This is a genomic window from Herbaspirillum sp. Her2, assembly GCF_057961375.1.
The window spans coordinates 1,617,509-1,644,320 of record NZ_CM176331.1; the positions used below are offsets into that span (position 1 = coordinate 1,617,509).

At 64.5% G+C, this 26,812-nt stretch carries 19 protein-coding genes; 10 read left to right on the forward strand and 9 right to left on the reverse strand.

Annotated features, from left to right (window positions below):
* The first annotated feature begins 208 nt into the window (after window positions 1-208).
* Genes ACWHXP_RS07385 through ACWHXP_RS07395 form a run of 3 tightly spaced genes read left to right on the forward strand, consistent with a single transcriptional unit; the run spans window position 209 to window position 3,060 of the window.
* On the forward strand, window positions 209-1,813 hold the full coding sequence (locus ACWHXP_RS07385; RefSeq protein ID WP_489634127.1) for a sensor histidine kinase: 1,605 nt from the start codon (window positions 209-211) through the stop codon (window positions 1,811-1,813).
* A gap of 57 nt (window positions 1,814-1,870) precedes the next feature.
* Window positions 1,871-2,335, forward strand: coding sequence for a response regulator (locus ACWHXP_RS07390; RefSeq protein ID WP_489622951.1), 465 nt, complete (start codon window positions 1,871-1,873; stop codon window positions 2,333-2,335).
* On the forward strand, window positions 2,332-3,060 hold the full coding sequence (locus ACWHXP_RS07395; protein WP_489622950.1) for a response regulator: 729 nt from the start codon (window positions 2,332-2,334) through the stop codon (window positions 3,058-3,060). Before ACWHXP_RS07390 ends, ACWHXP_RS07395 begins: the two co-directional genes overlap by 4 nt.
* Window positions 3,061-3,077: 17 nt before the next feature.
* Here ACWHXP_RS07395 and ACWHXP_RS07400 read toward each other — a convergent pair whose 3' ends face one another.
* Window positions 3,078-5,276, reverse strand: coding sequence for an ATP-binding protein (locus ACWHXP_RS07400; protein WP_204726463.1), 2,199 nt, complete (start codon window positions 5,274-5,276; stop codon window positions 3,078-3,080).
* Between the two features lie 587 nt (window positions 5,277-5,863).
* Here ACWHXP_RS07400 and ACWHXP_RS07405 point away from each other — a divergent pair.
* The 3 genes from ACWHXP_RS07405 (at window position 5,864) to ACWHXP_RS07415 (ending at window position 10,607) form a co-directional block, all read left to right on the forward strand.
* The gene (locus tag ACWHXP_RS07405) at window positions 5,864-6,034 is read left to right on the forward strand and encodes a hypothetical protein (protein WP_157845750.1); all 171 of its coding nucleotides are present in this window, start codon (window positions 5,864-5,866) and stop codon (window positions 6,032-6,034) included.
* Window positions 6,035-6,047: 13 nt separating this feature from the next.
* Complete coding sequence (locus tag ACWHXP_RS07410) at window positions 6,048-6,428, forward strand: hypothetical protein (RefSeq protein ID WP_039787088.1); 381 nt, start codon at window positions 6,048-6,050, stop codon at window positions 6,426-6,428.
* 375 nt (window positions 6,429-6,803) lie between these two features.
* Window positions 6,804-10,607, forward strand: a complete 3,804-nt coding sequence (locus ACWHXP_RS07415) for a hybrid sensor histidine kinase/response regulator (RefSeq protein ID WP_489634126.1) — start codon at window positions 6,804-6,806, stop codon at window positions 10,605-10,607.
* A 114-nt stretch (window positions 10,608-10,721) separates the two neighbouring features.
* Here the strand turns inward: ACWHXP_RS07415 and ACWHXP_RS07420 are convergent, their stop codons facing one another.
* Window positions 10,722-11,003, reverse strand: coding sequence for a PAAR domain-containing protein (locus ACWHXP_RS07420; protein ID WP_134136447.1), 282 nt, complete (start codon window positions 11,001-11,003; stop codon window positions 10,722-10,724).
* A 246-nt stretch (window positions 11,004-11,249) separates the two neighbouring features.
* On the opposite strand from ACWHXP_RS07420, the gene ACWHXP_RS07425 reads away from it, so the two are divergent.
* On the forward strand, window positions 11,250-13,418 hold the full coding sequence (locus ACWHXP_RS07425) for a TonB-dependent siderophore receptor (protein ID WP_489637765.1): 2,169 nt from the start codon (window positions 11,250-11,252) through the stop codon (window positions 13,416-13,418).
* A gap of 66 nt (window positions 13,419-13,484) precedes the next feature.
* On the forward strand, window positions 13,485-14,735 hold the full coding sequence (locus ACWHXP_RS07430) for a PepSY-associated TM helix domain-containing protein (RefSeq protein WP_134136444.1): 1,251 nt from the start codon (window positions 13,485-13,487) through the stop codon (window positions 14,733-14,735).
* Between the two features lie 25 nt (window positions 14,736-14,760).
* On the opposite strand, the gene ACWHXP_RS07435 is transcribed toward ACWHXP_RS07430, so the two are convergent.
* Complete coding sequence (locus tag ACWHXP_RS07435; protein ID WP_121045592.1) at window positions 14,761-15,585, reverse strand: universal stress protein; 825 nt, start codon at window positions 15,583-15,585, stop codon at window positions 14,761-14,763.
* Window positions 15,586-15,814: 229 nt separating this feature from the next.
* Between ACWHXP_RS07435 and ACWHXP_RS07440 the strand changes: the two genes are divergently transcribed.
* Window positions 15,815-16,231, forward strand: a complete 417-nt coding sequence (locus tag ACWHXP_RS07440) for a VOC family protein (RefSeq protein ID WP_034341547.1) — start codon at window positions 15,815-15,817, stop codon at window positions 16,229-16,231.
* Complete coding sequence (locus ACWHXP_RS07445; RefSeq protein ID WP_489634125.1) at window positions 16,228-17,178, forward strand: 2-hydroxyacid dehydrogenase; 951 nt, start codon at window positions 16,228-16,230, stop codon at window positions 17,176-17,178. The genes ACWHXP_RS07440 and ACWHXP_RS07445 overlap by 4 nt, the downstream gene beginning before the upstream one ends.
* A gap of 39 nt (window positions 17,179-17,217) precedes the next feature.
* On the opposite strand, the gene ACWHXP_RS07450 is transcribed toward ACWHXP_RS07445, so the two are convergent.
* The 6 genes from ACWHXP_RS07450 to ACWHXP_RS07475 all read right to left on the reverse strand — a co-directional run bounded on the left by ACWHXP_RS07450 (window position 17,218) and on the right by ACWHXP_RS07475 (window position 26,753).
* Complete coding sequence (locus tag ACWHXP_RS07450) at window positions 17,218-18,645, reverse strand: heavy metal sensor histidine kinase (RefSeq protein WP_489634124.1); 1,428 nt, start codon at window positions 18,643-18,645, stop codon at window positions 17,218-17,220.
* Entirely contained in the window at window positions 18,638-19,330 is a 693-nt protein-coding gene (locus ACWHXP_RS07455) for a heavy metal response regulator transcription factor (protein WP_134222503.1), read from the reverse strand. Before ACWHXP_RS07455 ends, ACWHXP_RS07450 begins: the two co-directional genes overlap by 8 nt.
* Before the next feature lie 96 nt (window positions 19,331-19,426).
* Window positions 19,427-22,579: an efflux RND transporter permease subunit gene (locus ACWHXP_RS07460; RefSeq protein ID WP_489634123.1), complete on the reverse strand. Its 3,153-nt coding sequence runs from the start codon at window positions 22,577-22,579 to the stop codon at window positions 19,427-19,429.
* Complete coding sequence (locus ACWHXP_RS07465; RefSeq protein ID WP_489634122.1) at window positions 22,576-23,820, reverse strand: efflux RND transporter periplasmic adaptor subunit; 1,245 nt, start codon at window positions 23,818-23,820, stop codon at window positions 22,576-22,578. Before ACWHXP_RS07465 ends, ACWHXP_RS07460 begins: the two co-directional genes overlap by 4 nt.
* Before the next feature lie 55 nt (window positions 23,821-23,875).
* Window positions 23,876-25,336, reverse strand: a complete 1,461-nt coding sequence (locus ACWHXP_RS07470) for an efflux transporter outer membrane subunit (protein WP_489622944.1) — start codon at window positions 25,334-25,336, stop codon at window positions 23,876-23,878.
* A 232-nt stretch (window positions 25,337-25,568) separates the two neighbouring features.
* A complete protein-coding gene (locus ACWHXP_RS07475) occupies window positions 25,569-26,753 on the reverse strand; it encodes a citrate synthase family protein (protein ID WP_489634121.1) in 1,185 nt (394 codons plus the stop codon).
* Window positions 26,754-26,812: the final 59 nt, after the last annotated feature.

Below are 26,812 nucleotides of genomic sequence, written 5' to 3' on the forward strand. Positions count from 1 at the left end.
CTGCGGGGCCGGATCAACGTGACCCATGGTCCGCAAGCAAACCGGGACGTGCGCAGGACAGAACAACAAGGAAACGCCGAAGGGGGCGCACTGCAGGTCAAGCCCGATGCCGTCCGATGCAGCCTGGCATTCGCCGGGCAGCGAGTGGTGGCAGCGCTGGACCGGTGGCTTTGCACCGTAAGAATGATCATGAAGCGGGCGAATGCACATGAGATTGCTGACCAAGGGCTTGCTGATCGTTGCCATCCCAAGCCTGTTTGAAGTGCTGCTGCTGGGAGCGCTGTTCAAGGTCCAGGCCGATGCCGGGGATGCCGAGGGCTGGGCCTCGCATTCCCTGCAGGTGATGAACAAGGCCGCCGAACTGCGGGAGCCGATGCTGCTGGAGGCAGTGCGCGTGCGCAATGCGGTTCTGTTGGACCTGCCTGACACCCTGAGCCGGGGCGACCTGTGGGCCGACATCGAGGTCAAGACCGGCGAGCTTGCGCGTCTGGTTGCCGACAACGCGTCGCAAAGCGCGGCGGTACGCACGGTGCATGAGTCCATTGCCAGTTACCGCAGCTGGGACGACGGTGCCCGCGAGCGCCTCATGCGCGGCCAGCGCGACGACCTGATCCGCCAGTTGCGCGACGAACAGGGCGCACACCGGCTCTCCACCTTCCTCAATCTGCTCGACAACTTCGTGGCCGAAGAGCGGCGTCTGGGTGCCGAACGCAGCGAGCGCCTGCAGGCGGCACGCCGCTCGCAGACCTGGCTGCTGATCTTGGCGGTGCTGGTTTCCATCGTGACGGCCGCACTGGCCTCGCTGGCGTTTACGCGCAATATCAGCACCCGCATCGGCGTGCTCACCGGCAATGCCCGCCGCCTGGCCGATGGCCAGCCGCTGGCGGCGCGGGTAGGTGGCCATGATGAGATATCCCTGCTCGACGATGCCCTGCATCGCAGCAGCGAGCGCCTGGCCGAAGCCGCGCGCCAGGGCCAGGGTTACCGCGAGGAACTGGAGCAGCGCGCGCGCGAACTGGCCGACGTCAACACCGACCTGCGCCAGCAGACCCAGGACAATGAGATGTTCATCTACAGCGTCTCGCATGACCTGCGCTCGCCGCTGGTGAACCTGCAGGGCTTCAGCAAGGAGATCACCCATGCCACCCGGGATCTGCTGGACGAGGTGGATCGCCTGGCCCTGCCCGAACCGGACCGGCAACGCCTGCGCACGCTTGTCGAAGAGGACATCCATACATCGCTGCGCTTCATCCAGAATGCCGTGACACGCTCGGCCGGGATTATTGACGCCATGTTGCGACTGTCCCGTGCTGGCCGTGTTGAATACCAGCCAGTCATGCTGGACATGCATGCCATCGTTACCCGCATCGTCGCCGCCATGAGCGGCAGCATCCGCGCCAAATCCGCCCGGGTCGAGATCGAAGCGGACCTGCCGCCGGCCTATGGCGATCCGACCTCGGTAGAGCAGGTGCTCGGCAACCTGGTGGGCAATGCCGTCAACTATCTTGATCCGGGCCGTCCGGGCCACATCACCATCGGTCACGTGCCGCAGGCCGACAGCGTGGTGGCGGCACCCAGTCTGGTGACCTATTTCGTGCGCGACAACGGGCTCGGCATTCCCGCCGCCTACATGGACAAGATGTTCATCGCTTTCCAGCGCCTGCACGGCAACGCCGCCAAGGGGGAAGGCATCGGCCTGGCACTGGTCAAGCGGGTGGTGGAGCGGCACGGCGGCCGCATCTGGGTGGAATCGGTCGAAGGGCAGGGCAGCTGTTTCTACGTCGCCCTGCCGGCCCGCCCGCCGGTGTTCTGAAGGCATTCGAACCGTATCGGACAAAACAGGGATCAACAACGGACAAGGGGGAACGAGATGGCCACAGAGCAGAGCGTCAACATCATCCTGGTCGAAGACGACGACGGCCATGCCGTGCTGGTCGAGAAGAACCTGCGGCGCGCCGGGCTGGTCAACGGCTTCCAGCGCCTGCGCGACGGGCAGGAAGCGCTGGACCATTTTTTCGGGGGCGAGCTGGGGCGGACCGACCTGCAGCAGGTGGTGGTGCTGCTGGACGTTAACATGCCACGCGTGAATGGCGTAGAGGTGCTGCGGCGAATGAAGCAGGACGCGGCCACGGCAGCCGTTCCGGTGATCATGCTGACCACGACCGACGATCCGCGCGAGATCGCCCATTGCTATGAAGTGGGCTGCAATGTCTACATCACCAAGCCGGTGGAATACGACGACTTCATCGAAGCGGTGCGGCGGCTGGGCTTCTTCCTGCAGGTGGTCAAGCTGCCGCCGCCGGGCGCGCCGGTGCGGGAGAGCGATTCCCGATGAGCGGTGCGACCGTCCATGTGCTGGTACTGGAGGATGACGAAGGCCTGCTGGCTCTGGCCGGCCGTGTGCTCAGGAAGCAGGGATACCGTGTCACCGCCGTGGCCGATGCCGAGTCCGCCCAGGCGGCCGTGCAACAGGATCGGCCCGACCTGCTGATCGTGGACTACAACCTGCAGGCGCTGGACAGTGGCCTGGATTTCTTCCGCAGCCTGCGGGCTGCGGGCATGGGGATCCCGGCCATCATGGTCTCGGGCATGTCGGATGAAATGCGCATCATCGAAGCCTTGCGGGCTGGTGTAGCCGATGTACTGCCCAAGACCAGCGATTACCTCGACCACTTGCCGCAATGCGTGCAGCGCGTGCTGGCGCAGCAGCGGCAGGCCGGTGATGCCGGGCAGAATGATGAGCGGCTGCGCCAGCTGCAGGCCGAGCGCGACGCGCTGCTGGCTGAGGTGCAGGCGGCGCAGGCCGAGATCGAGCGCCTGCGCAGCGCACGCGATGCCTTCCTGCGGACGCTGTCACAGGAACTGCGCCCGCCGCTCAATGCCATCCTCGGCTGGACCGATTACCTGCTGCAAGGCGGGACGGATGCCGCCAACCTGCACAAGGGCTTGCAGGTGATCGAGCGCCATGCGCGGGCGCAGTCGCAGTGGGTGGAAGACCTGCTTGCCCGGCACCGCGTCCTCTCCGGCGCACTGCCGGAGCAGGAGCGGGACTGGCCTTGATGCGCCATCCAGCCGGTTCAGGCCGGCAGGATGGGCAAGGTGACGGTGAAGGTGATGATGTGGTGATCGCAGTTGAGGTCGATCTTGCCGCCGTGGCCGTTGACGATCTCGCTGACGATGTACAGGCCCAGTCCCAGTCCGCGCGCATTGCGCTGATTGCCCATGGATTCCTTCTTGTAGGGCTTGAACATGTGCTCGCGCACCGCCATCGGGATGGCCGGACCGTGGTTGGAGACCGAGAGCGTCAGTACGTCGTCGCGGCGGAACACGATCAGGGTCGAGGGCGTACCGATCTCGCCATGATGGCGGGTGTTCGACAGCAGGTTGGAGACCACCTGGCTGATGCGGTCGCCATCGAGTTCGATTTCGCCGCAGTCTTCCGCTTCGAGGATGATCTCGTTGTCGGGGTAGGCCATGCGCGCTTCGTTGACGATCTCGGTGACCATCTTGCGCACATCCACCGGACGGCGCTGGATGTCCAGCCCCATGCCGCTTTGCAGGCGGCTGATGTCGAGCACCTGGGAGATCAGGCGATGCATGCGGCTTGACGAGGACGAGATGCGCTTGCTCAGGTTGGAGCTGGATGGCGAATGCTCGCGCACCTCGATCATGCGCGCGGCCATCATGATGGCCTGCAGCGGATCGCGCAGGTCATGGCCCAGCGTCGCCAGCAGGGTTTCGCGGGCGCGCTTGACCATGTTTTCGTTGGACAGCGCCACTTCCTGGAAGTCCATTCGCAACTGGTTGGCGATTTCGGTTTCGGTCTTGGCCCACGGCAGGCTCTTGCCGCGTACCGTTTCCTTCCAGACCGCGAAGGAGCCGCGCGGAGTCAGACGCGGACCGAGCGGACCGATGCTGTATTTCTTTTCCGGATTGCCGCCCCAGCGGACGTCTTCCACCTGCTCGGTGCGGAACCAGAAGGCGTAGCCATCCTGTTCGCGATAGAAACGCACGGCCAGCACGCCGCAGATATCGCCCAGCGCCGCCTTGAGTGCCGGCACATCGGCCCCCAGCGCACTGGTGGAGAAGAAGTCGCCCGGCTCGTTTTCGTTGAGCCAGTTGATGAGCGCGTTGACGCCTTCGCGCGAGGGAGCCTTGCCGAAGACCTGGGTCTTGCGCTCCATGGAGATGGCGCCACCGTGCGCATTCATCAGACGCAGGAAGCCCTCATGGTCAGCCGCCAGGGCCAGCACGATGTCTTCCCGGTCGGTGACCTGGGCCACGATCTTGCGGCGCAGGTCGGCGCTGTACTCCAGCGCACGGGCGCGCTCGCCGTTGAGATTGCGTTCCACCAGGGCACTCACGAATTGCGAGAGCAGCTGGCATGACATGCGCACCGCATGCGGCACCAGGTGCGCGCTCATGTGATGGCAGGCGATCAGGCCCCACAGGCGTTCGCCGATCACGATCGACAGGCTCATGGAGGCACCCACGCCCATGTTGCTGAGGTATTCGATGTGCACCGGCGAGACGCTGCGCAGCATGCTGTGGCTGAGGTCCAGCGGACGGCCGGTGAGCGGATTGTGATCCGGTTCCAGCGCCACGGTGGAGGCTGTCACATCGGCGATCAGGCGGATCGGATTGATGACGTACAGGCGGCGTGCCTGCGCCGGGATGTCGCTGGCCGGATAACGCTGGCCGAGGAAAGGTTCGAGGTCCTCGCGCTTGTGCTCGGCGATCACTTCGCCGCTGTCGTCATGCAGGAAGCGATAGGCCATCACGCGGTCGAAGCCGGTGATGCGGGCGATCTCGTCGACCGCCAGCGTCAGCAGGTCTTCCACGCCGGGCTGGCGCTGGATGCGCTGGATGGCCTGATGCGCGGCCAGGGCGAACGACTCCAGCGACAGGGCATCGGCGGGACGCTGTTCAAATTCGGCGATGAGCACGCCTTCGGATTTGTGCGTGACCAGGTCGAAGGCACCGGAGGCCAGCGTGATCATGCGCGAGTCGACGTAGCCATGGCGGTCTTCCAGTGCCGCCTGGATCACGGCGCGGGCCGCAGCGTTGAGATGGGCCTCCTCCAGGGGCTGTCCCACCTCCGGCAAGTCGCCCAGCAAGGCAGCGGCATTGGCGCTGCGCGTGGCAAGCTTGCCCTCGGGCGTAAAGCACAGGAGGGCACCATGATTCTGGATGGATCCGGGGATGTGGATCGGCTCCTGATCACAATTGCTCAGGTCGACCGGTCGCCGGCGGCTTGCGTGATACGGATTGCTCATTCACTACTTTCTCGATGCCTGCACTGCAGGACGTCGAACTGCCGATGCGCGCGCGTCGGCAAGGTGGGGGGGCGAAAGCAAGGGCATCCGGGAGACCCCGGTCTCACGTCCGGCAGATGCTGGCTCATGACCAGTGGCTGCGATGGCAAATGATGCGCATTCTTGGCTTCGGGAAATCCCAATTATAGGCGTCATCGCAAAGTTGCGTGCAGGCTGAACAACATTTAATTCCACCGCGCGACAAGTGTCGATCCGGGCAGTATCGCCGTCAAGGGGGTTCTTCCACTTTGTCCTACAAATCAATCGGGCGCAGTCCGATAGGACTCATCCGTGCGAGGTTCTAAGATCCTCAAAACTCGCAGAAACAACGCGGCAAGGTCGGTCTTCCTGCAGGATGATCGGATCCGATTGATGCCACATGGGAAAAGAAAATTCCGGTCCTGCGCTGTGAGCACTTTTGCAGTGACAATTCGTGGACAACGGCTGCATCAGCCTCTTCCAGTTTGGGCGGACGCGGCTAAAATGAATTGTCATCGGAAGCGGGAGGCAGCAGGGCAGCCGGTGAACCATCAGGGAGCGAACACCCCATGCTGTCGATGAAACACAGGGAAAAAATCGATCGCAGTGTCGGCCAGACGACACGATTGGTCGATCAGTGGCAGCGCGAGCGCCTGCATGCGCAGGTCCTTCGCGATGCCGCACAGGACAAGCTGACGTTGCAACCAGCCCGGCGCAAGTGGTCAGCGCCGGATCTTTGAGCAGGGTAGCCTCATGGACAAGTCTGATTCCACCCATCCTTATGATCCGCTGATCGCCATTGCCCAAGGCGACTGGACGGCCTACCGCAACCATATCGCCTCGCAGGGCCACGCCGCGGCGGATGCCGAGCCCGAACCACTGGCGATGCCGGCTTACCCCGAACCGGCGCAGGACACCGCCGGACAGCCACTGCACGGCGAGGAAGATATCCTCGCCTACCGGCGGCGCTGTGCGCGGGCTTACATCGGCATGAACGGCCGTCTCGGCGGCCGTGCCTACCGGCCCAACGAGCCCGTGATCCTGACCCAGGAAGCGGTACAGGAACTGGCCGAACTCAACCGCCTGCTGCGTGAGGAGCGGGCGTTGAAAAAGAAAAGCCAGCCCGACAGCTGAGCGCGCCTTGCGCCAATTGCATCAGTTGAATATTCCCTTCGCGCGCCGTCCTGCGGGAGGGTTGCGCGTAGGTGCGCGGCGCAATTTCATGTAGGAAAACAGGAAGACTGCGCAGATGCCTGTGCCATGCGCCGTTGCGGCCGGTGGATGTTTTTCCGTGGGCTGAGAGCGGCCCCGGAAGCGGCACCGGCTTCCCGTATAATCATCGGCGGCACGCAGCAGGCGCGCCGGGTGCTTGCGCCCGTCTTCACGGGCCTGCTCCAAGCGGATGCGAACAACAATGAAGGGACCCGCGGGAGCATGACGGCGCAAGCCTCGTCTCTCGCGAGACCGACCTCGGTGCTCAAAGCTAGGCTTAAAGGTAAGTTTCACGACATGGCAGACATTTCTTGGTTGCGCGGCACAGGCCTGGCCGCGCAGATCGTCACGGCAACCGACTGGACCACAAGTCCCCTGGGTGCGCCGGCGCAATGGTCGCCGACCCTGCGCACCTCTCTCAACATCGCACTGCATTCACCCCTGCCGAGTCTGCTGGTCTGGGGCACAGCACGCCAGATGCTTTACAACGATGCCTTCGCGGCCTGTATCGGTACGGCCCATCCGGCGGCCTTCGGTGCGCGCCTGAGCGAGTCCGCGCTGTGGCGGGGTGCCGCGCGCCTCTGCGAAGCGGCGATCGGTGCGGCCTTCAAGGGCCAGCAACAGCAACTGGGCCGGGTATCGCTGTTTGCCGATACCGCGGCAGCAGCGGGCACACCCGATCAATGGGACCTGACTTGCGTGCCGGTGTGGGAAGACGCGGCCGATGATCAGCCCGCGCAAGTGGCCGGCGTGCTCTGCACGCTGGTGCGCTCTACCGGTCTGGATGCCGCGCTGGCGCACACCGACATGCTGCGCGACCTGATGGAGCAGTCGCCCAGTTTCAAGGCCGTGGTGCGCGGTCCGCAGCACGTATTCGAACGCGTCAATGGGGCCTACTTCAAGCTCTTCGGTGACCGGCCGGTGTTGGGCCTGCCGGCGCGGGAAGCGCTGCCCGAGCTGCTGGACGAAAACCTCTACGAATTGCTGGACCGCGTCTACCAGACCGGGCAGACCTATACCGAACGCGGTGCGCGCCTGTTCCTGCGGCGCGCGCATGAGACCGGTTTCGAGGGGGCCGTGCTGGATTTCGTGTTCCAGCCCATCAAGGGCGCCGATGGCCAGGTGGCCGGGATCTTCATCGAGGGCAGTGACGTCACCGAACGCTTCGTGGCCGAAGAGCGCCTGCGCATCGTCGACCGCGCGGGCGGGATCGGCATCTTTGAATGGTTCCCGGTCTCCGGCAAGCTGGCGGTCTCGGATCGATTCCGCCGCTTGTGGGGTCTGCCGGCCGAAGGCGAGGTCACCTCGCAGCAACTGGTGGACATGATCGATGAAGAATTCCACCCGAACCTGGGCACCTCGCGCATCAAGGAAGGCGGTCCGCGCAATCCGCTGGAATATACCGAATACCACATCACCCGCCCCGACGGCGAACAGCGCTGGCTGGCGCGCAAAGGCGAGGTGGTGCAAGACGATCCGCGTGCCGGTTCGCGTTATGTAGGGGTGGTGTTCGACGTCACCTCGCGCAAGCTGATGGAGCAGGCACTAGCCGCTTCCGAAGCCAGCGTGCGGGCCAACAATGCCTTCGTGCGCCAACTGCTGGATTCCACCCACCAGGGCTTCTTCTCGATCGACCGCGAGGGCATCGTCACGCTGTGCAATGCGGCCTTCCTGAAATTGCTCGGCTATGCCGGCGAGAAGGATGTGCTGGGCCGCTCGATCCACCAGGTGATCCTGACCTCAGCCGACGATGGCAGCGGCGCGCGCGGCGAATGTGCCGTGCTCAAGGCCGCCCGTGACGGCGTGACCACGCACGTGGAGAGCGAAGATTTCCTGCGCGTTGATGGCAGCAGTTTCCCGGTGCAATACCAGGCCCATCCGGTCTGGCAGGATGGTGAGCTGCAAGGTGCGTTGTGCACCTTCATCGATCTGACCGAACGGCGGCGCGGCATGCAGGCGCTGTCGTGGAGCGAGAATCGCCTGACCGCCATCTTCAACCAGGCCTCGGTGTGCTTCTCCGAACTGGACCTGGAGGGCCGCTATCTGCGCGTGAACCAGGCGCTGTGCCGCATGCTGGGCCGCACCGAGGCCGAGATGCTGCAGATGACCCTGGCCGACGTCACCCATCCTGATGACGTGCCGATGAACATGACGCTGTTCAAGCGTTGCATTGCCGACGGCAGTTCCTTCACGCTGGAAAAGCGCTACCTGCGTCCTGATGGCAGCGCGTTCTGGGTCTCCAGCGACATCAGCCGCATCGTCGACGGTGAGGGCAGGCCACAGGCCATGATCGCGGTCTCTACCGACATCACCGAACGGCGTCGCGCCGAAGACGCCCTGCGCGAACTCAATGACACGCTGGAGCAGCGCGTGGTCGAGGAGATCCTTGAACGCAGCCGCGCCGAGGCGGCGCTGCGCCAGATGCAGAAGATGGAAGCCGTGGGGCAGCTGACCGGCGGCGTGGCGCACGACTTCAACAACGTGCTGCAGATCATCGGCGGCAACCTGCAGTTGCTGCAGACCGATCCGCGCCTGGATGACCGCAGCCGCCAGCGCGTGCGCATCGCCATTGGCGCGGTCGATCGCGGTGCCAAGCTGTCTTCGCAGTTGCTGGCCTTTGCCCGCCGCCAGCCGCTGCAGCCGCGCAGCATCAATCTGGAACGCGTGGTGCTGAACATGGATGACCTGCTGCGCCGGGCCGTGGGCGAGAACATCGAAATCTCCACCGTCATCACGCATGATCAGTGGAATACCATGCTCGACCCCAATCAGGTCGAGAACCTCATCATCAACACCGCCATCAATTCGCGCGATGCGATGCCCAATGGCGGACGGCTCACGCTGCAGATCGACAATGTGCAACTGAGCGATCCCGCCTTCCTCTCGCAGGCCGACCTGCCGCCGGGCGATTACGTGGAACTGCAGATCTCCGACAACGGGGCCGGCATGTCGCCCGAGGTCCGCGAGCGTGCCTTCGAGCCCTTCTTCACGACCAAGCGCGAAGGTGAGGGCACGGGTCTGGGTCTGTCCATGGCCTACGGTTTCGTCAAGCAGAGCAAGGGCCACATCAGCCTGCACAGCGAAGCGGGCAAGGGCACCACGATCCGCATCTACTTCCCGCGCTGCATCGATCAGGAAGTGGTGATCGACGACAACCGCGACATGGAAGTGCGCGGCGGCGACGAAACCATCCTGGTGGTGGAAGACGATCCCAACCTGCAACTGACGGTGATCGATACCCTGTCCTCGCTGGGCTACCGTGTGCTCAAGGCGGACAATGGCGAACGCGCGCTGGCCATCCTGCAGAGCGGCATTCCGGTCGACCTGATGTTCACCGATGTGGTCATGCCCGGTAGCGTGCCGGTGACCGAACTGGCGCGCCAGGCACGGCAGTTGTTGCCGGAGATCGAGATCCTGTTCACCTCCGGCTATCCGCGCGACGCCATCGTCCATGAAGGGCGGCTGGATGCGGGCGTGGAGCTGCTGTCCAAACCATATCGCATCAACCAGCTGGCGCAGCGCATCCGGCAGATGCTGTCGGGCCGGGCGCATCGCATCGAACTGGCACAGATGACGCGCGAGCGCGACCAGGCCAATGCCAGTGCAGACGCCAATGCCATGCTTCATGTCCTTCCGGTGGGCGGCAGCCATCGCCAGGCTGACGGTCAGGATGCGCATTTCGACCAGGCAGGCAGCGGGGCCAGCGTAGTGACGGTGCCGGAGGCAGAATCCGTCTCCGCGTCAGCAAGCGGCCTGCGCCTGCTGGTGGTGGAAGACAACATCGACTCCCAGCAACTGGTGTGCGAATTGCTGGAAACGCTGGGCCACCAGGCACGCGGCGTGATCAGCGCGGAGGATGCGCAGCAGGCGCTGGGCGAGCAGAGTTTCGATGTGCTCTTCACCGACGTCAATCTGCCCGGCATGTCCGGCGTGGACCTGGCCAGGAGCGCGCTGGAGCGCTTCCCGGAAATGGCGGTGATCTTCGCCTCTGGCTATGGCGCGATGGTGGCGCGCAATGTCGGCTTCGCCTCGCATGCGCTGCCCAAGCCCTACGATATCGACCAGCTGCAGGAGATACTCAAGAAGATCGCGACGGCGTGATGTCTGCAGCGTGATGCCCGGCGAGAGCGCGTGGGGCAGGGCGGGTTCCTTCCTGCTGCCGCGCGCAGAACATGGCCTGCTCATCCCGGTGAGCGGGCCATTTTTTCGTGGCGATCATTCGTCGTCTTTGGTTGGCGCGATCCTGGCCAACTGCTGGGTCGCGATGAGCAGGGCACCACATGAAGTTTTCATCCCTTCCACGGCCACCCGTCGGCCCAGGTATTCGTAGTTTTCTTCACCTGGCAGGATGATGAATTCACATCGGCATTTCGGACAGTAGCCGCGATGGCCCACCCCGGCCATGGGCTTGCCGTACAGCTTCACATTGTCAAATCCTTGCTGGACAACGCCGCCATGCGAGGTCGGATCGTCGAGGCGGATGATGGCCCTGGTCATATGCACTCTCTTTCACAGGAGGAAAAGCAGGGAAGATAAAGCCATCGCTCAGCCTGTGGCGCATAGGCGGCAAGAGATCAATCACAATCAGTAATTTTTGCAGCACTGCGTCGAATCATTTCGAGAAGTCAGGGCAGGGACTTCAGAAACTTTGTAAGGAAGGTTTCCTTTTTCTGTCATATTCCATAAAATAAATAAGAACTATTATCGTTCGTATTAAATAAAATGAATATGAAGAGGAATCCCTTGCTCCAGTCGTCCCTGCGCGCCCGCCCCAGCGCCATGTCCCGTGCTCTCCGTCCGGTATTCATCAGCATGGCGCTGGCCGGCTCTCCTGCGCTGGTGCTGGCGCAGTCCGCCACCGACAGCGCGGCCGCTGCCGCCAATGACAGTAGCGCCGGCCAATTGCCGACCGTGACCGTCTCGGCCCCTGCTGCAGGCGAGGGAACGCAGCACCTGCAAAGCCAGTCCAGCGCCGGTGCGCTCGGATCGCGTTCGCTGCTGGATACACCCTTTTCCGTTACCAGCATCACGGCTGCGGATCTGGCCGACAAGCAGGTCAACAAGCTCGGCGATCTGTTCTACAACGAGGCCTCGGTCAGCGACAACAGCGGTGGCTACAGTGCCTGGGCTTCGTACATCACCATTCGCGGCTTGCCGGCGGACTGGCAGAATTCCTTCCGCATCGATGGCAAGCCCTTCCTCGGCTATGGGATCACGCTGCCCTACGATCACTTCGAGCGCGTCGACCTGCTCAAGGGCTCGGCCGGTTTCATGTATGGCTTCGGCTCGCCGGGCGGGGTGCTCAACTACGTCACCAAGAAGCCGACCGACACCCCGGTGCGCAGCGTCTCGGTGGGCTATACCAGCAACAGCATCTGGAGCGAGCACGTCGATCTCGGCGGGCGCTTCGGCAACGACAACATGTTCGGCTATCGCCTCAATGTCACGCATGACCAGGGCGAGACCTTCAATGAAGGCCACATCCGCCGCAATTCCGCTTCGCTGGCGCTGGACGGACGCCTCACGCGCGACCTGACCTGGGATTTCCAGGCCATCTGGCAGAACAGCAATTCCACCGACCAGACGCCGTCGGTCGTCACCAGCAGCCTGACCGGCAGCCGCCTGCCGTCGGTGGTCAGCGGGGCCGACAAGACCCTGGTCGGTCCGGGCCAGCATCTCGATACCAACTTCCAGCTCTACCAGACCGGGCTGACCTATCGCATCAACCCGGACTGGAAGGCCAACCTCAGCTACAGCCACAGCACCTCCAAGCGCTTCCGCAATGAGGACATCGCGATGCTCTCGGATGCCGCCGGCAACTACACCGACTGGCGCTCGGACAGCCGCGAAGGCCACACCTTCGACCAGTGGCAGGCCATGCTGGAAGGCAATGCCCGCACCGGCAGCATCGATCATCAGCTGGTGCTGGGGGCCTCGTGGCAGAAGCAGGTCAATGATTACTCGATCAGCTCGGTGTACAAGCAGATCGGTACCGGCAATCTCTATACGCAGAACACCAATGCGTATTACAGCAGCACCGAGCTGCAGACCTATCACAACGCCATCATCACCCAGCAGGCGGTCTTCGCCAGCGATACGCTGAACTTCTCGGAGCGCTGGTCGCTGCTGGCCGGTGGCCGCTACAACCAGTTCCGCCAGGATAATTTCAGCACCAGCGGCACCCTCAGTTCGCGCTACGACAAGTCGGCCTTGACGCCTACGGTAGCCTTGATGTTCAAGCCTGAGCGCAATACCACCGTCTACACCAGCTATGTGGAATCGCTGGAGCAGGGCGGCGTACCGGGCGTGACCAACACCAACTACGGCAGCCAGCTGAAGCCGCTCAAGAGCAAGCAGTACGAGGTCGGGGCCAAGACCGATCAGCAGAACTGGAGTGCCACCGCTGCGCTGTTCCGTATCGAACGCGCCTCGGAATACACGCTCAACGGGGCGCTGGTGCAGGATGGCCAGTCCAACTACCAGGGGCTGGAACTGGGCGCAGCCTATCGTCCGACGGCGCAGTGGCAAGTGGCCGGCAGCCTCATGCTGCTGGATGCCAAGTACGACAAGGGCAATACCTACAATGGCAATCGCGTGGCCGGTGCGCCGCGCAACATGGCGACCGCATCGGTCGCCTATCTGGTGCCGCAAGTCGCTGGCCTGAAGCTCTCGGCCGATGCCAAGTTCACCGGCAGCACCATGGCGCGCGCGGCCAACGACATCGAGCTGGCCAGCTATACGCTGTTCAACCTCGGTGCCAGCTACACCACGCGCATTGGCCAGCACGACACGACTTTCCGGGCCTCGGTGAACAACCTGCTGGACAAGCGTTACTGGCAATACCAGTACGAGAACTACATCAAGCCGGGTGACCCGCGTACCTTCAGCGTGTCGGCCAAGGTCGATTTCTGATGTGGTCATGGTCGCCCTCCCGGCAGTCTCTGAATCACTCCGCCAATTAGCCAGGTAATCCAGCCCATGCGCGCACTTCTCGTCCTCCTCCATCGCTGGTTCGGCCTGGCCGTGGCCGTGTTCCTGTTCATCGCCGGCGTGACCGGTGCGCTGATCTCCTGGGATCACGAACTGGATGCCTGGCTCAATCCGCAACTGTTCCATGCCCGCAGCGCCGACCGTCCGGACGCCGGGCAGCCCATGCCCGGGCTGGAACTGGCGCAGCGCGTGGAAGCGGCCGAGCCCAAGCTGCGCGTGACCTATGTGCTCACCGAAGCCGAGCCCGGCCATACCATCAGCATGATGGTCGAACCGCGCCTGGATCCGGCTACCGGCAAGCTGCCGGTCCTGGATTACAACCAGATCGCGGTCGATCCGGTGACCGGTGAAATACAGGGCCGCCGCATGTGGGGCGCGATTTCGCTGGCGCGTGAAAACCTGCTGCCTTTCCTCTACAAACTGCATTACACGATGCACCTGCCGGACATGGGCGGGATCGAGACCGGCATCTGGCTGATGGGCATCATCGGGATCGTGTGGGCGCTGGATTGCTTCATTGCGCTCTATCTGTCCTTCCCCAACTGGCGCAGCTGGCGCAAGTCGCTGGCCTTCCGCTGGCGCGAGGGCGGGCACAAGCTCAACTTCGACCTGCACCGCTCGGGCGGGGTCTGGATCTGGGGCTTGCTGCTGGTGTTGGCGGTGACGTCGGTGTCGATGAATCTGGAGCGGCAGGTCATGCGTCCGATTCTGCAAAGCGTTTCCACCCTGACTGCGGGCCCCTTCGACACGCGTACGCCGATTGCGCCCGAGAAGGTGCCGGAACCGCGTATTTCACGCGAGGAAGCGGTGGCGCTGGGACGCGCGCAAGGCGAGAAGCTGGGCCTGACGGAGCCGGTCGGCGGGGTCTTCTACTCGGGAATGTTCGGGGTCTATGGCGTGGGCTTCTTCCAGCCTGGCAATGACCATGGTGATGTGGGCCTCGGCAATGCCTGGCTGTATTTCGATGCCATGAGCGGCGCCTATGAAGGCGGCAAGATTCCGGGACGCGGCAGTGCAGGCGATATCTTCCTGCAGGCGCAATTCCCGCTGCATTCCGGCCGTATCCTCGGGCTGACGGGACGCGTGCTGATTTCCTTGATGGGCGTGCTGGTGGCGATGTTGTCGGTGACCGGGGTGATCATCTGGGTGCGCAAGCGCCGTGCCCGCCTGCAGCAGCGCGAGCGCCTGGCCGCTCAAAAGACACCGGCCCGCGAGGGGCCGGTGGTGGAAGCGCGCTGACGCCGCGCAAGGCATCCTGACGGGGTCAGTGCGCCATCAGCACCGGCAGGGTCATGGTCTTGAGGATGGTCAGCGTCACGCCGCCCAGCAGCACTTCGCGGAAGCGGGTGTGTCCGTAGCCGCCCATGACCAGCAGGTCGGAGCCCTTGTCGGCAGCCAGCGAGAGCAGGGCATTGCCGATATCGAGCGTGGTCTGTTCCTGTGCCACTTCCACCTTCACGCCATGGCGCGCGAGATAGAGCGCGATGTCGGCACCGGGCTGTTCACCGTGGGTGCCCAGGCGCTTGTCGGAGTTGAACAGCACCACCGTCACGTTGTCGGCCTGGCGCAGCAGGGGCAGGGCGGCCGTGATGGCGCGGGTCGATTCCATGCTGCCATCCCAGGCGATCAGGGCATTCTTGCCTACCTGCTTGAATTCACCGGCGCTGGGGATGATGAGCACCGGGCGCGGTGAATTGAGCATGACGTACTCGGGCAGGTCGGTGAGGAAACTGTCATCGGCATCGTCCAGGTCGGCCTGGCTCACCACTACCAGGTCGGCATAGCGCGCCTGCAGGGCCAGTCCACCCTCGGCGTCGTCATCGACGAAACGCTTTTCGCAGGAGGGCACGCCCACGCTGTTGGCGATCTTGTCGAAATTTTCCAGCGCGGCCAGCGCGCGGTCGCGGAAACCATCCATCTGCGCCGCGATGTAGGCCGCGCCTTCCATGGTGATGAAGCTGGAGATGCCGCTGACGGCGCTGCCGATCAGGTGCGCCTGCTGTGCGCGGGCCAGCTCGGCGGCAATGCGGATGCGCTGGGCGGCGTGGCGCGACTGGTCGACGTGGACCAGGATGGACTTGTAGCTCATGGTGGCTCCTCGGAAATTCGTGGGGGAAGACATCCGGGGCGGGATGCCATGCAGGCAGATTAGGCCGGGCACCTCCATGCGTCCAGCGCAAATCCCGGGCTGCTTGACGCATGTCAATCGTAGCCCGCTCCTCTTGTAGGGAAGCATCCTTGGCTTGTTTCCATACAAGCACGATGGTTGCGGTATGCTTGTCGGCTTTCGCAACCTGCCTGCCGATCCGGGACTGTCCATGCCATCCATCTTCCACCTGGCCTACCACGTGCGCGACCTCGACCAGTCGCGCCACTTCTATTGCGACCTGCTGGGTTGCGCCGAAGGGCGCAGCACCGAAACCTGGGTCGACATCGATTTCTTCGGCCATCAACTTTCGCTGCACCTGGGTGAGCCGTTTGCCGTGAGCAACACCGGCCATGTCGGCCATCATCTGGTGCCGATGCCGCACCTGGGCGTGATCCTGCAACTGGATGAATGGCAGCAACTGGCGGATCGCCTCAGCGCCAGCGGGGAGGTGCAATTCGTGCTGGCCCCGCAGATCCGCTTTGCGGGCGAACCGGGCGAGCAGGCCACGATGTTCTTCCTCGATCCCTCGGGCAACCCCATCGAAGTCAAGGGCTTCCGCGATCTGGCGACGGTGTACGCGAAATGAGTGCGCCCGCGCCGATCCCCTTCGTCAGCCAGAGTGATCCCGCTGCGGTAGCGTCGTGGTTGCAAGCTTTGCGCGCGGCCATGCCGGAGGAAGAGATCATCGCCTTCAGCGAGCTGGACGAAGACCAACGCGCGCAATGCCGCGTGGCCATCGTCGCCAATCCTGATCCGGCGCAGCTGAAATTGCTGCCGCAACTGCAGTGGGTGCATAGCGTCTGGGCCGGAGTCGAGCGGCTGGTGGCCGATCTCGGACAGAGCGACTTGCAGATCACGCGCCTGGTCGATCCGCGCCTGGCCGCCACCATGGCCGAAGCCGTGCTGGCCTGGACGCTCTATCTGCATCGCGACATGCCGCATTACGCGCGCCAGCAACAGGCGCGGCAATGGAGGCCGTTGGACTATGTGCTGCCGGAGCAGCGCCGCGTCGGCATCCTCGGCCTGGGCGCGCTGGGTGAAGCGGCAGCCGTGGCATTGCGCCAAGCGCGATTCCCGGTGCTGGGCTGGAGCCGCAGTGCGCGCAACGTGCCGGACGTGCGGACCTGCAGCGGCATGGACGGGCTGGCGGAGATGCTGGCTCAGACTGACATTCTGGTTTGCCTGCTGCCTTTGACGGCCGAAACGCACGGACTGCTGGATGCAGCGCGGCTGGCACTGCTACCTCCTCAGGCACAGCTCATCAATTTCGCACGCGGGCCGATCATCGATGATGAGGCGCTGCGCCAGGCGCTGGATGCAGGCAGATTGCGTCACGCGGTGCTGGACGTGTTCGCCACCGAGCCCTTGCCGCCGGAGGCGTGGCCCTGGTCGCATCCTGCAGTGACGGTGCTGCCGCATTGTTCGGCACCGACCGATTCGGGTACCGCTTCAGCCATCGTGGCCGCCAATATCCGCCGCTATCGCAACACCGGCGAGATCGCTGCCAATGTCGATCTCAAGCGCGGTTATTGAGCCATTGAGCCATCGCGCCATTGAGTGCAACCGGCGCGTTCACTGGCGCGCGATGGTAAAGCCGATGGTATTGTGCCCGCCACTGCTGCTGGCAAAAGCGCGCCCGCCATGCATGCGGGCCACTGCCTTGACGATGGCCAGCCCCAGGCCGTGGCCGTGGCTGCCGTTGATGTCCTGGCGCGCGCTGTCGACGCGGTAGAAGCGGTCGAACAGGCGTGGCAGGTGTTGCTCGTCGATGGCCGGGCCGGGATTGGTCACGGCCACGCGCACCATCTCTTCGCCGCAGGAAATGTCGATGCGCAATTGCGCGCCCTGCGGCGAATGCTGGATGGCGTTCTGGATCAGGTTGGTGAGGGCGCGTTTGAAGAGCGCCGTTTCCATGGTGGCCGTGGCCTCCAGATCGCCCGCCACGGTGATGGACATGCCGGTGTCATCCAGCACGAACTCGAAGAAATCCACGGTCTTCTGCACCGCTTCGGCGACCCGCACCGGCACCCGGGCAGTGGCCGCTTCGCCCTGGTCGGAGCGCGCCAGGAACAGCATGTCGTTGACGATGGAGCGGATGCGGTCCAGCTCTTCCAGGTTCGATTGCAGCACGTCCTTGAATTCCCCCGCACTGCGTTCGCGCGCCAGCGCCACCTGGGTCTCGCCGATCAGGTTGGCCAGCGGCGTGCGCAACTCATGGGCCACATCCGCATTGAAGGCCTCGAGCTGGGTGTAGGCCTGCTCGATGCGTTCCAGCGCGCCGTTGAAGGCATCGGCCAGCACCGACAATTCTTCCGGCAAGGCTTCCACCGGCATGCGGGCCGACAGCTTGCGCGGGGAAAAGCTCTGCGCGCGCGCTGACATGCGGCGCAGCGGGGCCAGCCCGGCGCGGGCGATCCAGTAGCTGGAGATGACCGCCAGCACGATGCCCAGCAGCGAGGAAATGCTGGTGGCCAGCAGGAAGGTGCGGCGCATCTCGAAGTAGGGAGCCCCATCGACACCGACCGTCACGCGCACTTCAGGACGATCCTCGAAGGCCGGCAGGGTGCGCGTCATGATGTGCAGTGGATAGGCGCGGCCCGGCAGGTGCAGGCGGCCGACCTGTTTGCCGTCGGCATGATTGATGGCCGAGGGCGCGAGCCGCGTCAGGTCGCCATAGGTGTAGCGGGGATCATCGCTGGCGATCCAGAAGAACACGTGCTGGTCGGCCTGCGAGAGCGTCGACAGTTTCAACTGTACGCGGGCCCAGCGCTCGGTATTGCCGGCGCGCTCGATCTGGTAGCTGATGTCGTTGAGGGTGGTGAAGAGGGCATCGCGCTCATGGCGCAGCAGTTCCCCCTTCAGGACAGTGTAGAGCACCACGCCGGCCACCGCGAAGATCAACAGGGCCGACGCCGCCGACATCAGCACCAGCCGCGCGGTGATGGATTGGCGCAGCGGCAGGCGGCGCTTCTTGACCGGCGTGGCAGCGGTCTCACTCATCGCCGGCTTCGGAGGTGGCGCGCGGCTCCAGCACGTAGCCCATGCCGCGCACGGTATGCAGCAGCTTCTGTTCGAAAGGCGCGTCGATCTTGGCGCGCAGGCGCTTGATGGCGACTTCCACCACGTTGGTATTGCTGTCGAAATTCATGTCCCAGACCAGTTCGGCGATGGCGGTCTTGGAGAGGATCTCGCCCTGTCTGCGTGCCATCACGGCCAGCAGGGCGAACTCCTTGGCGGTGAGGTCGATGCGCAGCCCGCCCCGGAAGGCCTTGCGCGAGATCAGGTCGATCTGCAGGTCGCCGATGCGCAGCTGCGGCGCTTCCTGCACGCGGCCACGGCGGGTCAGGGCCTGCAGGCGGGCCAGCAGTTCCAGGAAGGAGAACGGCTTGATGAGGTAATCATCGGCGCCATCATGCAAGCCCTTGATGCGGTCTTCCACGCTGTCGCGCGCGGTCAGCATGATGACCGGCGTCTGCTTGACGGTACGCAGCGAACGCAGCACGGCAAAGCCATCCAGGCCCGGCAGCATCACGTCCAGCACGATGACGTCGTAGTCATGCTGGATCGCCAGGTGCTGCCCGTCGATGCCGTTGCTGGCCACATCCACCGCGCATCCCTGCTCGGTGAGGCCCTTGCAGAGGTATTCGGACATCTTTTGCTCGTCTTCGACTATCAGGATCTTCATTCGGTCTCCACTGGCCGCGCCGGGAACATTCCCCGGCGCCGGCCCATGCCGGATTCTACCTTCCCGGCTCCCCTTGTTGATGAACAGGCTACGGAGTCAATGTTCCTGCGCCAGGCGCGCGGCTTTGCGTTCCTGCCTTGCCTTCTTCTTGCGTTCGTACCAGTAGTGCGCACGGTCCAGGTAAAGGTAGACCACCGGCGTGGTGAAGAGCGTGAGCGCCTGCGACAGCACCAGGCCGCCGACCATGGCATAACCCAGCGGACGGCGCAGCTCGGAGCCGGCACCATGGCCGAGCATGAGCGGCAGGCCCGAGAGCAGGGCGCACATGGTGGTCATCATGATGGGACGGAAGCGCAGCAGGCAGGCCTGGTAGATCGCTTCTTCCGGCTTCAGGCCCTGGGTGCGCTCGGCGGTGAGGGCGAAGTCGATCATCATGATGCCGTTCTTCTTGACGATGCCGATCAGCAGGATGATGCCGATCAGGGCGATCACCGACAGGTCGTAACCGCCGATCATCAGGATCAGCAGTGCCCCCACGCCGGCCGAGGGAAGCGTGGAGAGAATGGTCAGCGGATGGATGTAGCTCTCGTAGAGCAGGCCCAGCACGATGTAGACCGCGATCAGGGCGGCCGCGATGAGATAAGGCTGCGAGGCCAGCGAATCACCGAAGGCCTTGGCCGTTCCCTGGAAGTTGCCCACCAGGGTCTGCGGCACGCCCATCTCGTCCTTGGTCTTCTGGATGATGTCCACCGCCTCGCCCAGCGAGACGCCCTTGGCCAGGTTGAAGGAAATCGTCACCGCCGGGAACTGGCTCTGGTGGCTGATCGACAGGTAAGAGGTCTTGGTGGTATCGACCTTCACGAAGGTCGACAGCGGCACCTGCTGGCCGGTCAGGGGCGAGGTCAGGTAGAGTTTGTCGAAGAGTGAAGGATCCTTCTGCAACTGTGGCGTCACCTCCATGATCACGCGATAGCTGTTGATCTGCGTGAAGTATTGCGCCACTTGGCGCTGGCCGATGGCGTCATAGATGGTGGCATCGATGAGCGAAGGCGAAATGCCGAAGCTGGAGGCGCGTGCGCGGTCGATGGTGATGACCGCTGCTGCTGCCTGGTTCTGCTGGTCGGAGGCCACGTCGGTCAGCTGCGGCAATTGGCGGAAGCGATCCAGCATGCGCGGTGCCCAGACGTTCAGTTCATCGAGGTCGGTGTCGGTGATGGTGTACTGGTACTGGGTGCGCGAGAGACGGCCACCGACGTTGATGTCCTGGCTGGCCTGCATGAACAGGTTCACGCCTTGCACCTTGGCCACCTGCGGACGCAGGCGCGCGATGACTTCGTCGGCATTGGTGGTGCGGCCTTCATCCTTGGGTTTCAGTGCGATGAAGAATTGTCCGGTATTGAAGGTGGTGGAACCGGCGCTCATGGCAAAGCCGATTACGTCCGGATCCTTGCGCACCACCTCGGCCACCTTCAGCAGCCGTTCCTGCATGGCCGCCGAAGACGTATCCTGGGCCGACTCGGCAAAGCCGACGATGACGCCATTGTCCTGCTGCGGGAAGAAACCCTTGGGGATGAAGATGAACAGCACCACCGTCAGGGCCACCGTGGCGATGAAGCTCATCAGCGTGATGAACTGGTGCTTCATCACCACGTCGAGCCCGCGCTTGTAGCCATTGAGCATGGCATCGAAGCAGCGTTCGAACCATTGATACAGCTTGCCGTGCTGACGGCCATGCTCGTTCTTGAGGAAGCGCGAGCACAGCATGGGCGTGAGCGTGAGCGAGATGATGACCGAGACCGCAATGGTCAGCGTGACCGTCACCGCAAATTCGCGGAACAGCCGCCCGACGATGCCACCCATCAGCAGCAGCGGAATGAACACCGCCACCAGCGACACCGAGATCGAGATGATGGTGAAGCCGATCTCGCCCGCGCCCTTGAGGGCCGCTTCCAGCGGCGACATGCCCTCCTCGACGTAGCGGTAGATGTTTTCCAGCATGACGATGGCGTCGTCCACCACGAAACCGACCGCAATGGTCAGCGCCATCAGCGAGAGGTTGTCGAGGCTGTAGCCGACCACGTACATGACCCCGGCCGTGCCCATGATGGCCAGCGGCACCGTGACCGACGGGATCAGCGTGGCCGCCACATTGCGCAGGAACACGAAGATCACCATCACCACCAGCGCGATGGTGAGCACCAGGGTGAATTCCACATCCTCCACGGAGGCGCGGATGGTCTGGGTGCGGTCGATCAGGGTGTTGACGTTGATCGCCGCCGGGATGGCCGCGCGCAGGCGTGGCATGGCGGCCTTGATGCGGCCCACGGTCTCGATCACGTTGGCACCGGGCTGCTTGGTGATGGCCAGCACGATGGAGCGGCCATTGCTGATGGTGTGATCGGCCGTATTGGCCGCACCGGCGAAGGCCCAGGCGGCGATCTTGTTGTTCTCCGGGCCGTCGATGGCGATGCCGATGTCCTTGACGCGGATCGGCGCGCCATTGCGCCAGGCCAGGACCATGTCATTCCACTGCTCGGCCTTGAGCAGCTGGTCGTTGGTATAGACGGTGAAGGCCTGGCGCGCGCCATCGACCGTGCCCTTGGGCTGGTTCACCGTGATGGTGGCGATGACGCCGCGAATGTCTTCCAGGCTGATGCCCAGCGTAGCGATCTTGGCCGGATCGACCTGGATGCGCACGGCCGGTTTCTGCTGGCCGTTCACGCTCACCAGGCCCACGCCCGAGATCTGCGAGATCTGCTGGGCCAGGATGTTGTCGGCATAGTCGTTGACCACGGTCAGCGGCAGTGCATCGGACTGCACCGACATGATCATGATGGGCGAATCGGCCGGATTGATCTTGCGGAAGGTCGGCGGATTGGGCAGGTTGGCCGGCAACTGGCCGGTGGAGGCGTTGATGGCGGCCTGCACGTCCAGCGCGGCGGCATCGATGTTGCGGTTGAGGTCGAACTGCAGGGTGATCTGGGTACTGCCCAGGGTGCTCTGCGAGGTCATCTGCGAGAGACCCGCGATCAGCGAAAACTGGCGTTCCAGCGGCTGTGCCACGTTGGAGGCCATGGTCTCGGGACTGCCTCCGGGCAATTGCGCGGTCACCTGGATGGTCGGGAAATCGACCTGAGGCAAGGGCGCGACCGGCAACAGCGGCCACACCGCGATGCCCACCAGCAGGATGGCGATGGCCAGCAGCGTGGTGCCGATGGGGCGCTTGATGAAGGCGGCGGAGACGCTCACTTGGTGCTTCCTTTCGCGTCAGCGTTGGCGGCAGGCGCAGCAGCAACAGCGCCCTTGGCCGGCTGCGGCTTGCTTTCCACGATGCGGCTGCCCGGCTTGAGCTTGTACTGGCCGTCGATGACGACGCGCTGGTCTGCCGTCAGGCCGCTGTCGGCGGCCAGGACGGCGACGCCGTCCTGGATGCGGTCGACCTTGACCGGCTGCATGTTGGCCTTGTCGTCCTGGTCGATGGCATAGACATAAGTGCCTTGCTGGTTGCGCTGGATGGCGGCAGCGGGCACGGTCAGGGCGTTGCCGTGGCTGTTCATCTGCAGGCGGGCATTGACGTACTGGCCCGGCCACAGCTTGTGTTCGGCATTGTCGAAGCGTGCCTTCAACTGCACAGTGCCGTTGGTGGTGTTGATCTGGTTGTCCAGCAGGATCAGCTTGCCGGTGGCCAGTACTTCCTGAGAGTCGCGCGCATAGGCGACCACCTTCAGCGGCTGCTGGCTGTTGCGCTGGGCCCGGTTGATGCCGACCACGGCTTCTTCCGGCAGGGTGAAGACCAGCGTGATCGGATCGATCTGGTTGATGACCACCAGGCCATTGGCATCGGCCGCATGTACGATATTGCCCGGATCGACCAGGCGCGCACCGACACGACCCGAGAGTGGCGCATTGATGGTGGTGTAGCTCAGTTGCACCTTGGCATAGGCCACCTGCGCCTCATCGGTCTTGACCGCTGCCTCCAGCTGCGCCACCAGCGCCTTCTGCGTATCCAGCTGCTGCTGGGTGGCCGCATCCTGGCTGCGCAGGGTGGTATAGCGCTGCAGGTCCAGGCGTGCATTCATGAGGGTGGCGGCATCCTTTGCCCGTTGCGCCTCGGCCTGCGCAAGCTGCGCCTGCAGCGCACGCGGATCGATCTGCGCCAGCAGTTGTCCCTTCTTGACCTCCTGGCCTTCCTCGAAGCCGACCTTGTCCAGCTGGCCGTCGATGCGGGTCTTGACGACCACGCTGGCATTGGCGGTGACCGTGCCCACGCCGGCCAGATACAGCGGCAGATCGCGCTCCTGCACGCGGGCCACCGAGACCGATACCGGTGGTGCTGTCTTGGCTGCGGGCTGATCGGCTGCGGCGGCGCGTTGCATCGCGCTCCAGCCGCCGACGCCGGCGGCCAGGATCAGGGCCGTCGCCACGACGATGGCCAGCGGGGAGCGTTGCGGAGTCGGGGAAGTCTTGGGGGAGTTGGGTGAGGTGGTCATGCCTGAAACTCGTCCTGGAAAATGCACATGGGATTCGGAAGATGGGCCGCGCACATCAGCGCGCTGCCATCGGTGCCTGCACGCTGGCCGGATCGGTCTGTCCGACCTGCCAGCCGCCGCCGGTGGCCTTGATCAGCGCCACGCTGGCGACCAGCTGGCGGCCCAGCAGGGTGACTGCGCTGCGCTGGTTGGTCAGGGAGGTGGCCTGGGTGGTGACGACCGACAGATAAGTCACGGTACCGGCCTGGTACTGGCTCATCGCCAGCCGTTCGGCCAGCTGCGCCGATCTGACGGCCTGGGCCTGGGCCGCGCTTTCCTGATCCAGCACGCGCAGGGTGGAGAGGTTGTCTTCCACGTCCTGCAAGCCGGCCAGGACGGTCTGCTTGTATTGCGCAGCGGCAGCGTCATAGGCGGCCATCGCGGCGTCGTTGCGGGCAGTGCGCGCGCCGCCATCGAAGAGCGTCTCGGCCAGCGCTGCACCCAGCGACCAGACGCGGCTGGGCGTGTTGAACAGGTCGGCGAACGAGGCGCTGTTGTAGCCGCCGGTGGTCGACAGGGTCAGGGTCGGGAAGTAAGCCGCACGGGCCACGCCGATATTGGCGTTGGCGGCAGCGGCCAGGCGTTCGGCATTGGCGATGTCGGGGCGGCGCTCCAGCAGGTCGGAGGGCAAACCTGCCGGAATCTGCGGCAGGCTGGCCTGCAGGCGCAGGGCATTGGCATCCATGCCGCTGTCGGTGGCCGCCGCCGCTGGCAGGGGAGCCAGGCTGAAGGCCGCCGGTGCCTTGCCGATCAGCATGGCGATGGCGTGTTCCAGCTGGTTGCGGGTGGCGTCCAGGTCGATCAGTTGGGCCTGGGCCGAGCGCAGCTGCGTCTCCGCCTGGGCGACGTCGGAACGCAGGGCGGTACCGGCTTCGTATTGATGGGTGGTCAGTTGCAGCGAGCGGGTATAGGCCTCGACCGTGCGGCGGTACAAATCCTTTTGCAGGTCCGTCACGCGCAGTTGCAGGTAGTTCTGCGCCAGCGTGGCCTGGATCGCCAGGCGGGCCGCGGCCAGGCTGGCGGCGCTGGCCTGGGCGCTGGCATCGCCGGCCTCGGCACCGCGCCGGATGCGGCCCCAGACGTCCGCTTCCCACGAGGCATTCAGGCCCACGGTGTAGCTGTCGCCCAGGCGTTGCACGCCGTTGGTATTGGTCTGCGCCCGGGCCGCACCGGCCTGCGCGCCGACGGTCGGCCACAGGCTGGCGCGCGCCACGGCGGCTGTGGCCTGGGCCTGGCGATACTGGGCAGCGGCTTGCTGGATGGTTTGGTTGGCGGCGTTGGCCTGATTGATCAGGTCGTTGAGGATGGGATCGCCATAGGCTTCCCACCAGCGTTGATGGTCATCGGCCTGGCGCGGCGCGGCCACTTTCCAGGGGCCTTGTTCCTTGTAGGCCTGGGGCAGATCCATGGCCGGGCGCACGTAATCGGGCCCGACCGCGCAGCCGCCCAGCAGCGCTGCCAGCACCAGTACCGTCATTCCCTTCTTGGCGCGGAAGGGGGAGTGTTGTGGGGGATGAGTGAAATGACGAAGACGGGCGCTGGCTGCGACGCGGCGAAACGGGACGACCATAGGGCTCACGATGATGGCTTGCGGATGAAGGACTGGCCGGCCACGCGGCACCCCTCAGCACCCGAGGCCGACCCCTGCTTACGACGCTAATGTAAGCTCGGCCGCTCAACGCGAGGCTGACATCAACATGACAATTTTGTCAGCCAGGACGTACACCGACATAGGCAGCCCGCGGCCGGATCAGGCTGCCGCTGCGGCCCTGTTCCAGCGCATGGGCGATCCAGCCCAGCGAACGCCCCAGCGCAAACAGGCCGAAGGCACTGCCGGGCGGCAGGTGCAGATGGCGCCGCACTGCGGCCAGGGCAAAGTCCACCGAGGGGGGATGGCCGGTCAGTTCGCGGACCACGTCGATGGTTTGCTGCCAGCGCGGATGGACCGGCAGCAGCGGTGCCAGCAGGGCGGAAGCGCGCACGTCACCCTGTGGATAGAGATGGTGGCCAAAGCCGGGCAGCTCTTCGCCGCGCGCCAGCCGCTGGCGCAGGCTGGCGGCGGGATCGTCCTGTTCATCCAGCGTCTCGAGCAGGGCTTCGACACGCGCCGTGGTGCCGCCATGCAGCGGCCCGGACAGCGCGGCCAGCCCGCCGATGACGGCCGCCTGCAGGTTGGCGCCGGTCGAGGCGATGCATCGGGCAGTAAAACCCGAGGCATTGAGTTCATGGTCGGCGCACAGCACCAGGGCACGGCGTATCAGCTGCGCACCGGCCGCATCCAGTCCCCAGGCGCTGGCACATTGCTGGTGCAGGGGCGCGGTGGAAGGCGCCGTTCCAAGCAGGCAGGCCGCCAGGCGGCGTACCAGCAAGCCGCAGCTGGCCAGCTGGCGCGGCAGCGGCAGGTGCCATTGGGCGCCGATGTCTTCGGCGCAGGCCAGGGCAAACAGCGGCAGCAAGGTCTGCTCGGCGCGGCCTGCGCTCCACTCGGACTGGAAGCTCTCCATCCGTGGCGGCCGGGCCGGCGCCACCGGGCCAAAGGCATCCTCCACCGTGCAATCCCAGAGCAGGGCGGCAACCTCTTCGACGCTGGCCTCGGCGCTCAGGGTCACGGCATCATGGCCCCGGTAATAGAGCCGGCCGTCTTCGATCAGCGTGAGCGCCGATTCCAGCACCGGCAAGCCCCAGTCCAGTGCTGCCCGCGCCACCTCGCGCGGCTTGCGTCCACGGGAACGGCTGGCGGCCAGCCGCTCGACCTCGGTGGCCAGGTAGCGGCGGTCGCGGGCCTGCCCGCCGGGATGGGCGTGCAGCAGGCCGCGGCTGACGTAGGCGTAGAGCGTCTGGCGGGATACGCCGAGCAAGGTGGCGGCCTCGGAAGAGGAAAGATAGCGGCTCATGGGGGCCCTGAAAGACAGACAAGTTGATTAAATTAATCAATATTGACGATTAATTCAAG

Excerpts from the sequence above, each read along its gene's own strand:
- ACWHXP_RS07435 (WP_121045592.1), bottom strand. The coding sequence starts at position 15,585 with ATGAGCTACAAGTCCATCCTGGTCCACGTCGACCAGTCGCGCCACGCC.
- ACWHXP_RS07395 (WP_489622950.1), top strand. The coding sequence starts at position 2,332 with ATGAGCGGTGCGACCGTCCATGTGCTGGTACTGGAGGATGACGAAGGC.
- ACWHXP_RS07410 (WP_039787088.1), top strand. The coding sequence starts at position 6,048 with ATGGACAAGTCTGATTCCACCCATCCTTATGATCCGCTGATCGCCATT.
- ACWHXP_RS07450 (WP_489634124.1), bottom strand. The coding sequence starts at position 18,645 with ATGAGTGAGACCGCTGCCACGCCGGTCAAGAAGCGCCGCCTGCCGCTG.
- ACWHXP_RS07400 (WP_204726463.1), bottom strand. The coding sequence starts at position 5,276 with ATGAGCAATCCGTATCACGCAAGCCGCCGGCGACCGGTCGACCTGAGC.
- ACWHXP_RS07440 (WP_034341547.1), top strand. The coding sequence starts at position 15,815 with ATGCCATCCATCTTCCACCTGGCCTACCACGTGCGCGACCTCGACCAG.
- ACWHXP_RS07455 (WP_134222503.1), bottom strand. The coding sequence starts at position 19,330 with ATGAAGATCCTGATAGTCGAAGACGAGCAAAAGATGTCCGAATACCTC.
- ACWHXP_RS07430 (WP_134136444.1), top strand. The coding sequence starts at position 13,485 with ATGCGCGCACTTCTCGTCCTCCTCCATCGCTGGTTCGGCCTGGCCGTG.
- ACWHXP_RS07415 (WP_489634126.1), top strand. The coding sequence starts at position 6,804 with ATGGCAGACATTTCTTGGTTGCGCGGCACAGGCCTGGCCGCGCAGATC.
- ACWHXP_RS07385 (WP_489634127.1), top strand. The coding sequence starts at position 209 with ATGAGATTGCTGACCAAGGGCTTGCTGATCGTTGCCATCCCAAGCCTG.
- ACWHXP_RS07445 (WP_489634125.1), top strand. The coding sequence starts at position 16,228 with ATGAGTGCGCCCGCGCCGATCCCCTTCGTCAGCCAGAGTGATCCCGCT.
- ACWHXP_RS07405 (WP_157845750.1), top strand. The coding sequence starts at position 5,864 with ATGCTGTCGATGAAACACAGGGAAAAAATCGATCGCAGTGTCGGCCAG.
- ACWHXP_RS07475 (WP_489634121.1), bottom strand. The coding sequence starts at position 26,753 with ATGAGCCGCTATCTTTCCTCTTCCGAGGCCGCCACCTTGCTCGGCGTA.
- ACWHXP_RS07465 (WP_489634122.1), bottom strand. The coding sequence starts at position 23,820 with ATGACCACCTCACCCAACTCCCCCAAGACTTCCCCGACTCCGCAACGC.
- ACWHXP_RS07470 (WP_489622944.1), bottom strand. The coding sequence starts at position 25,336 with ATGACGGTACTGGTGCTGGCAGCGCTGCTGGGCGGCTGCGCGGTCGGG.
- ACWHXP_RS07390 (WP_489622951.1), top strand. The coding sequence starts at position 1,871 with ATGGCCACAGAGCAGAGCGTCAACATCATCCTGGTCGAAGACGACGAC.
- ACWHXP_RS07420 (WP_134136447.1), bottom strand. The coding sequence starts at position 11,003 with ATGACCAGGGCCATCATCCGCCTCGACGATCCGACCTCGCATGGCGGC.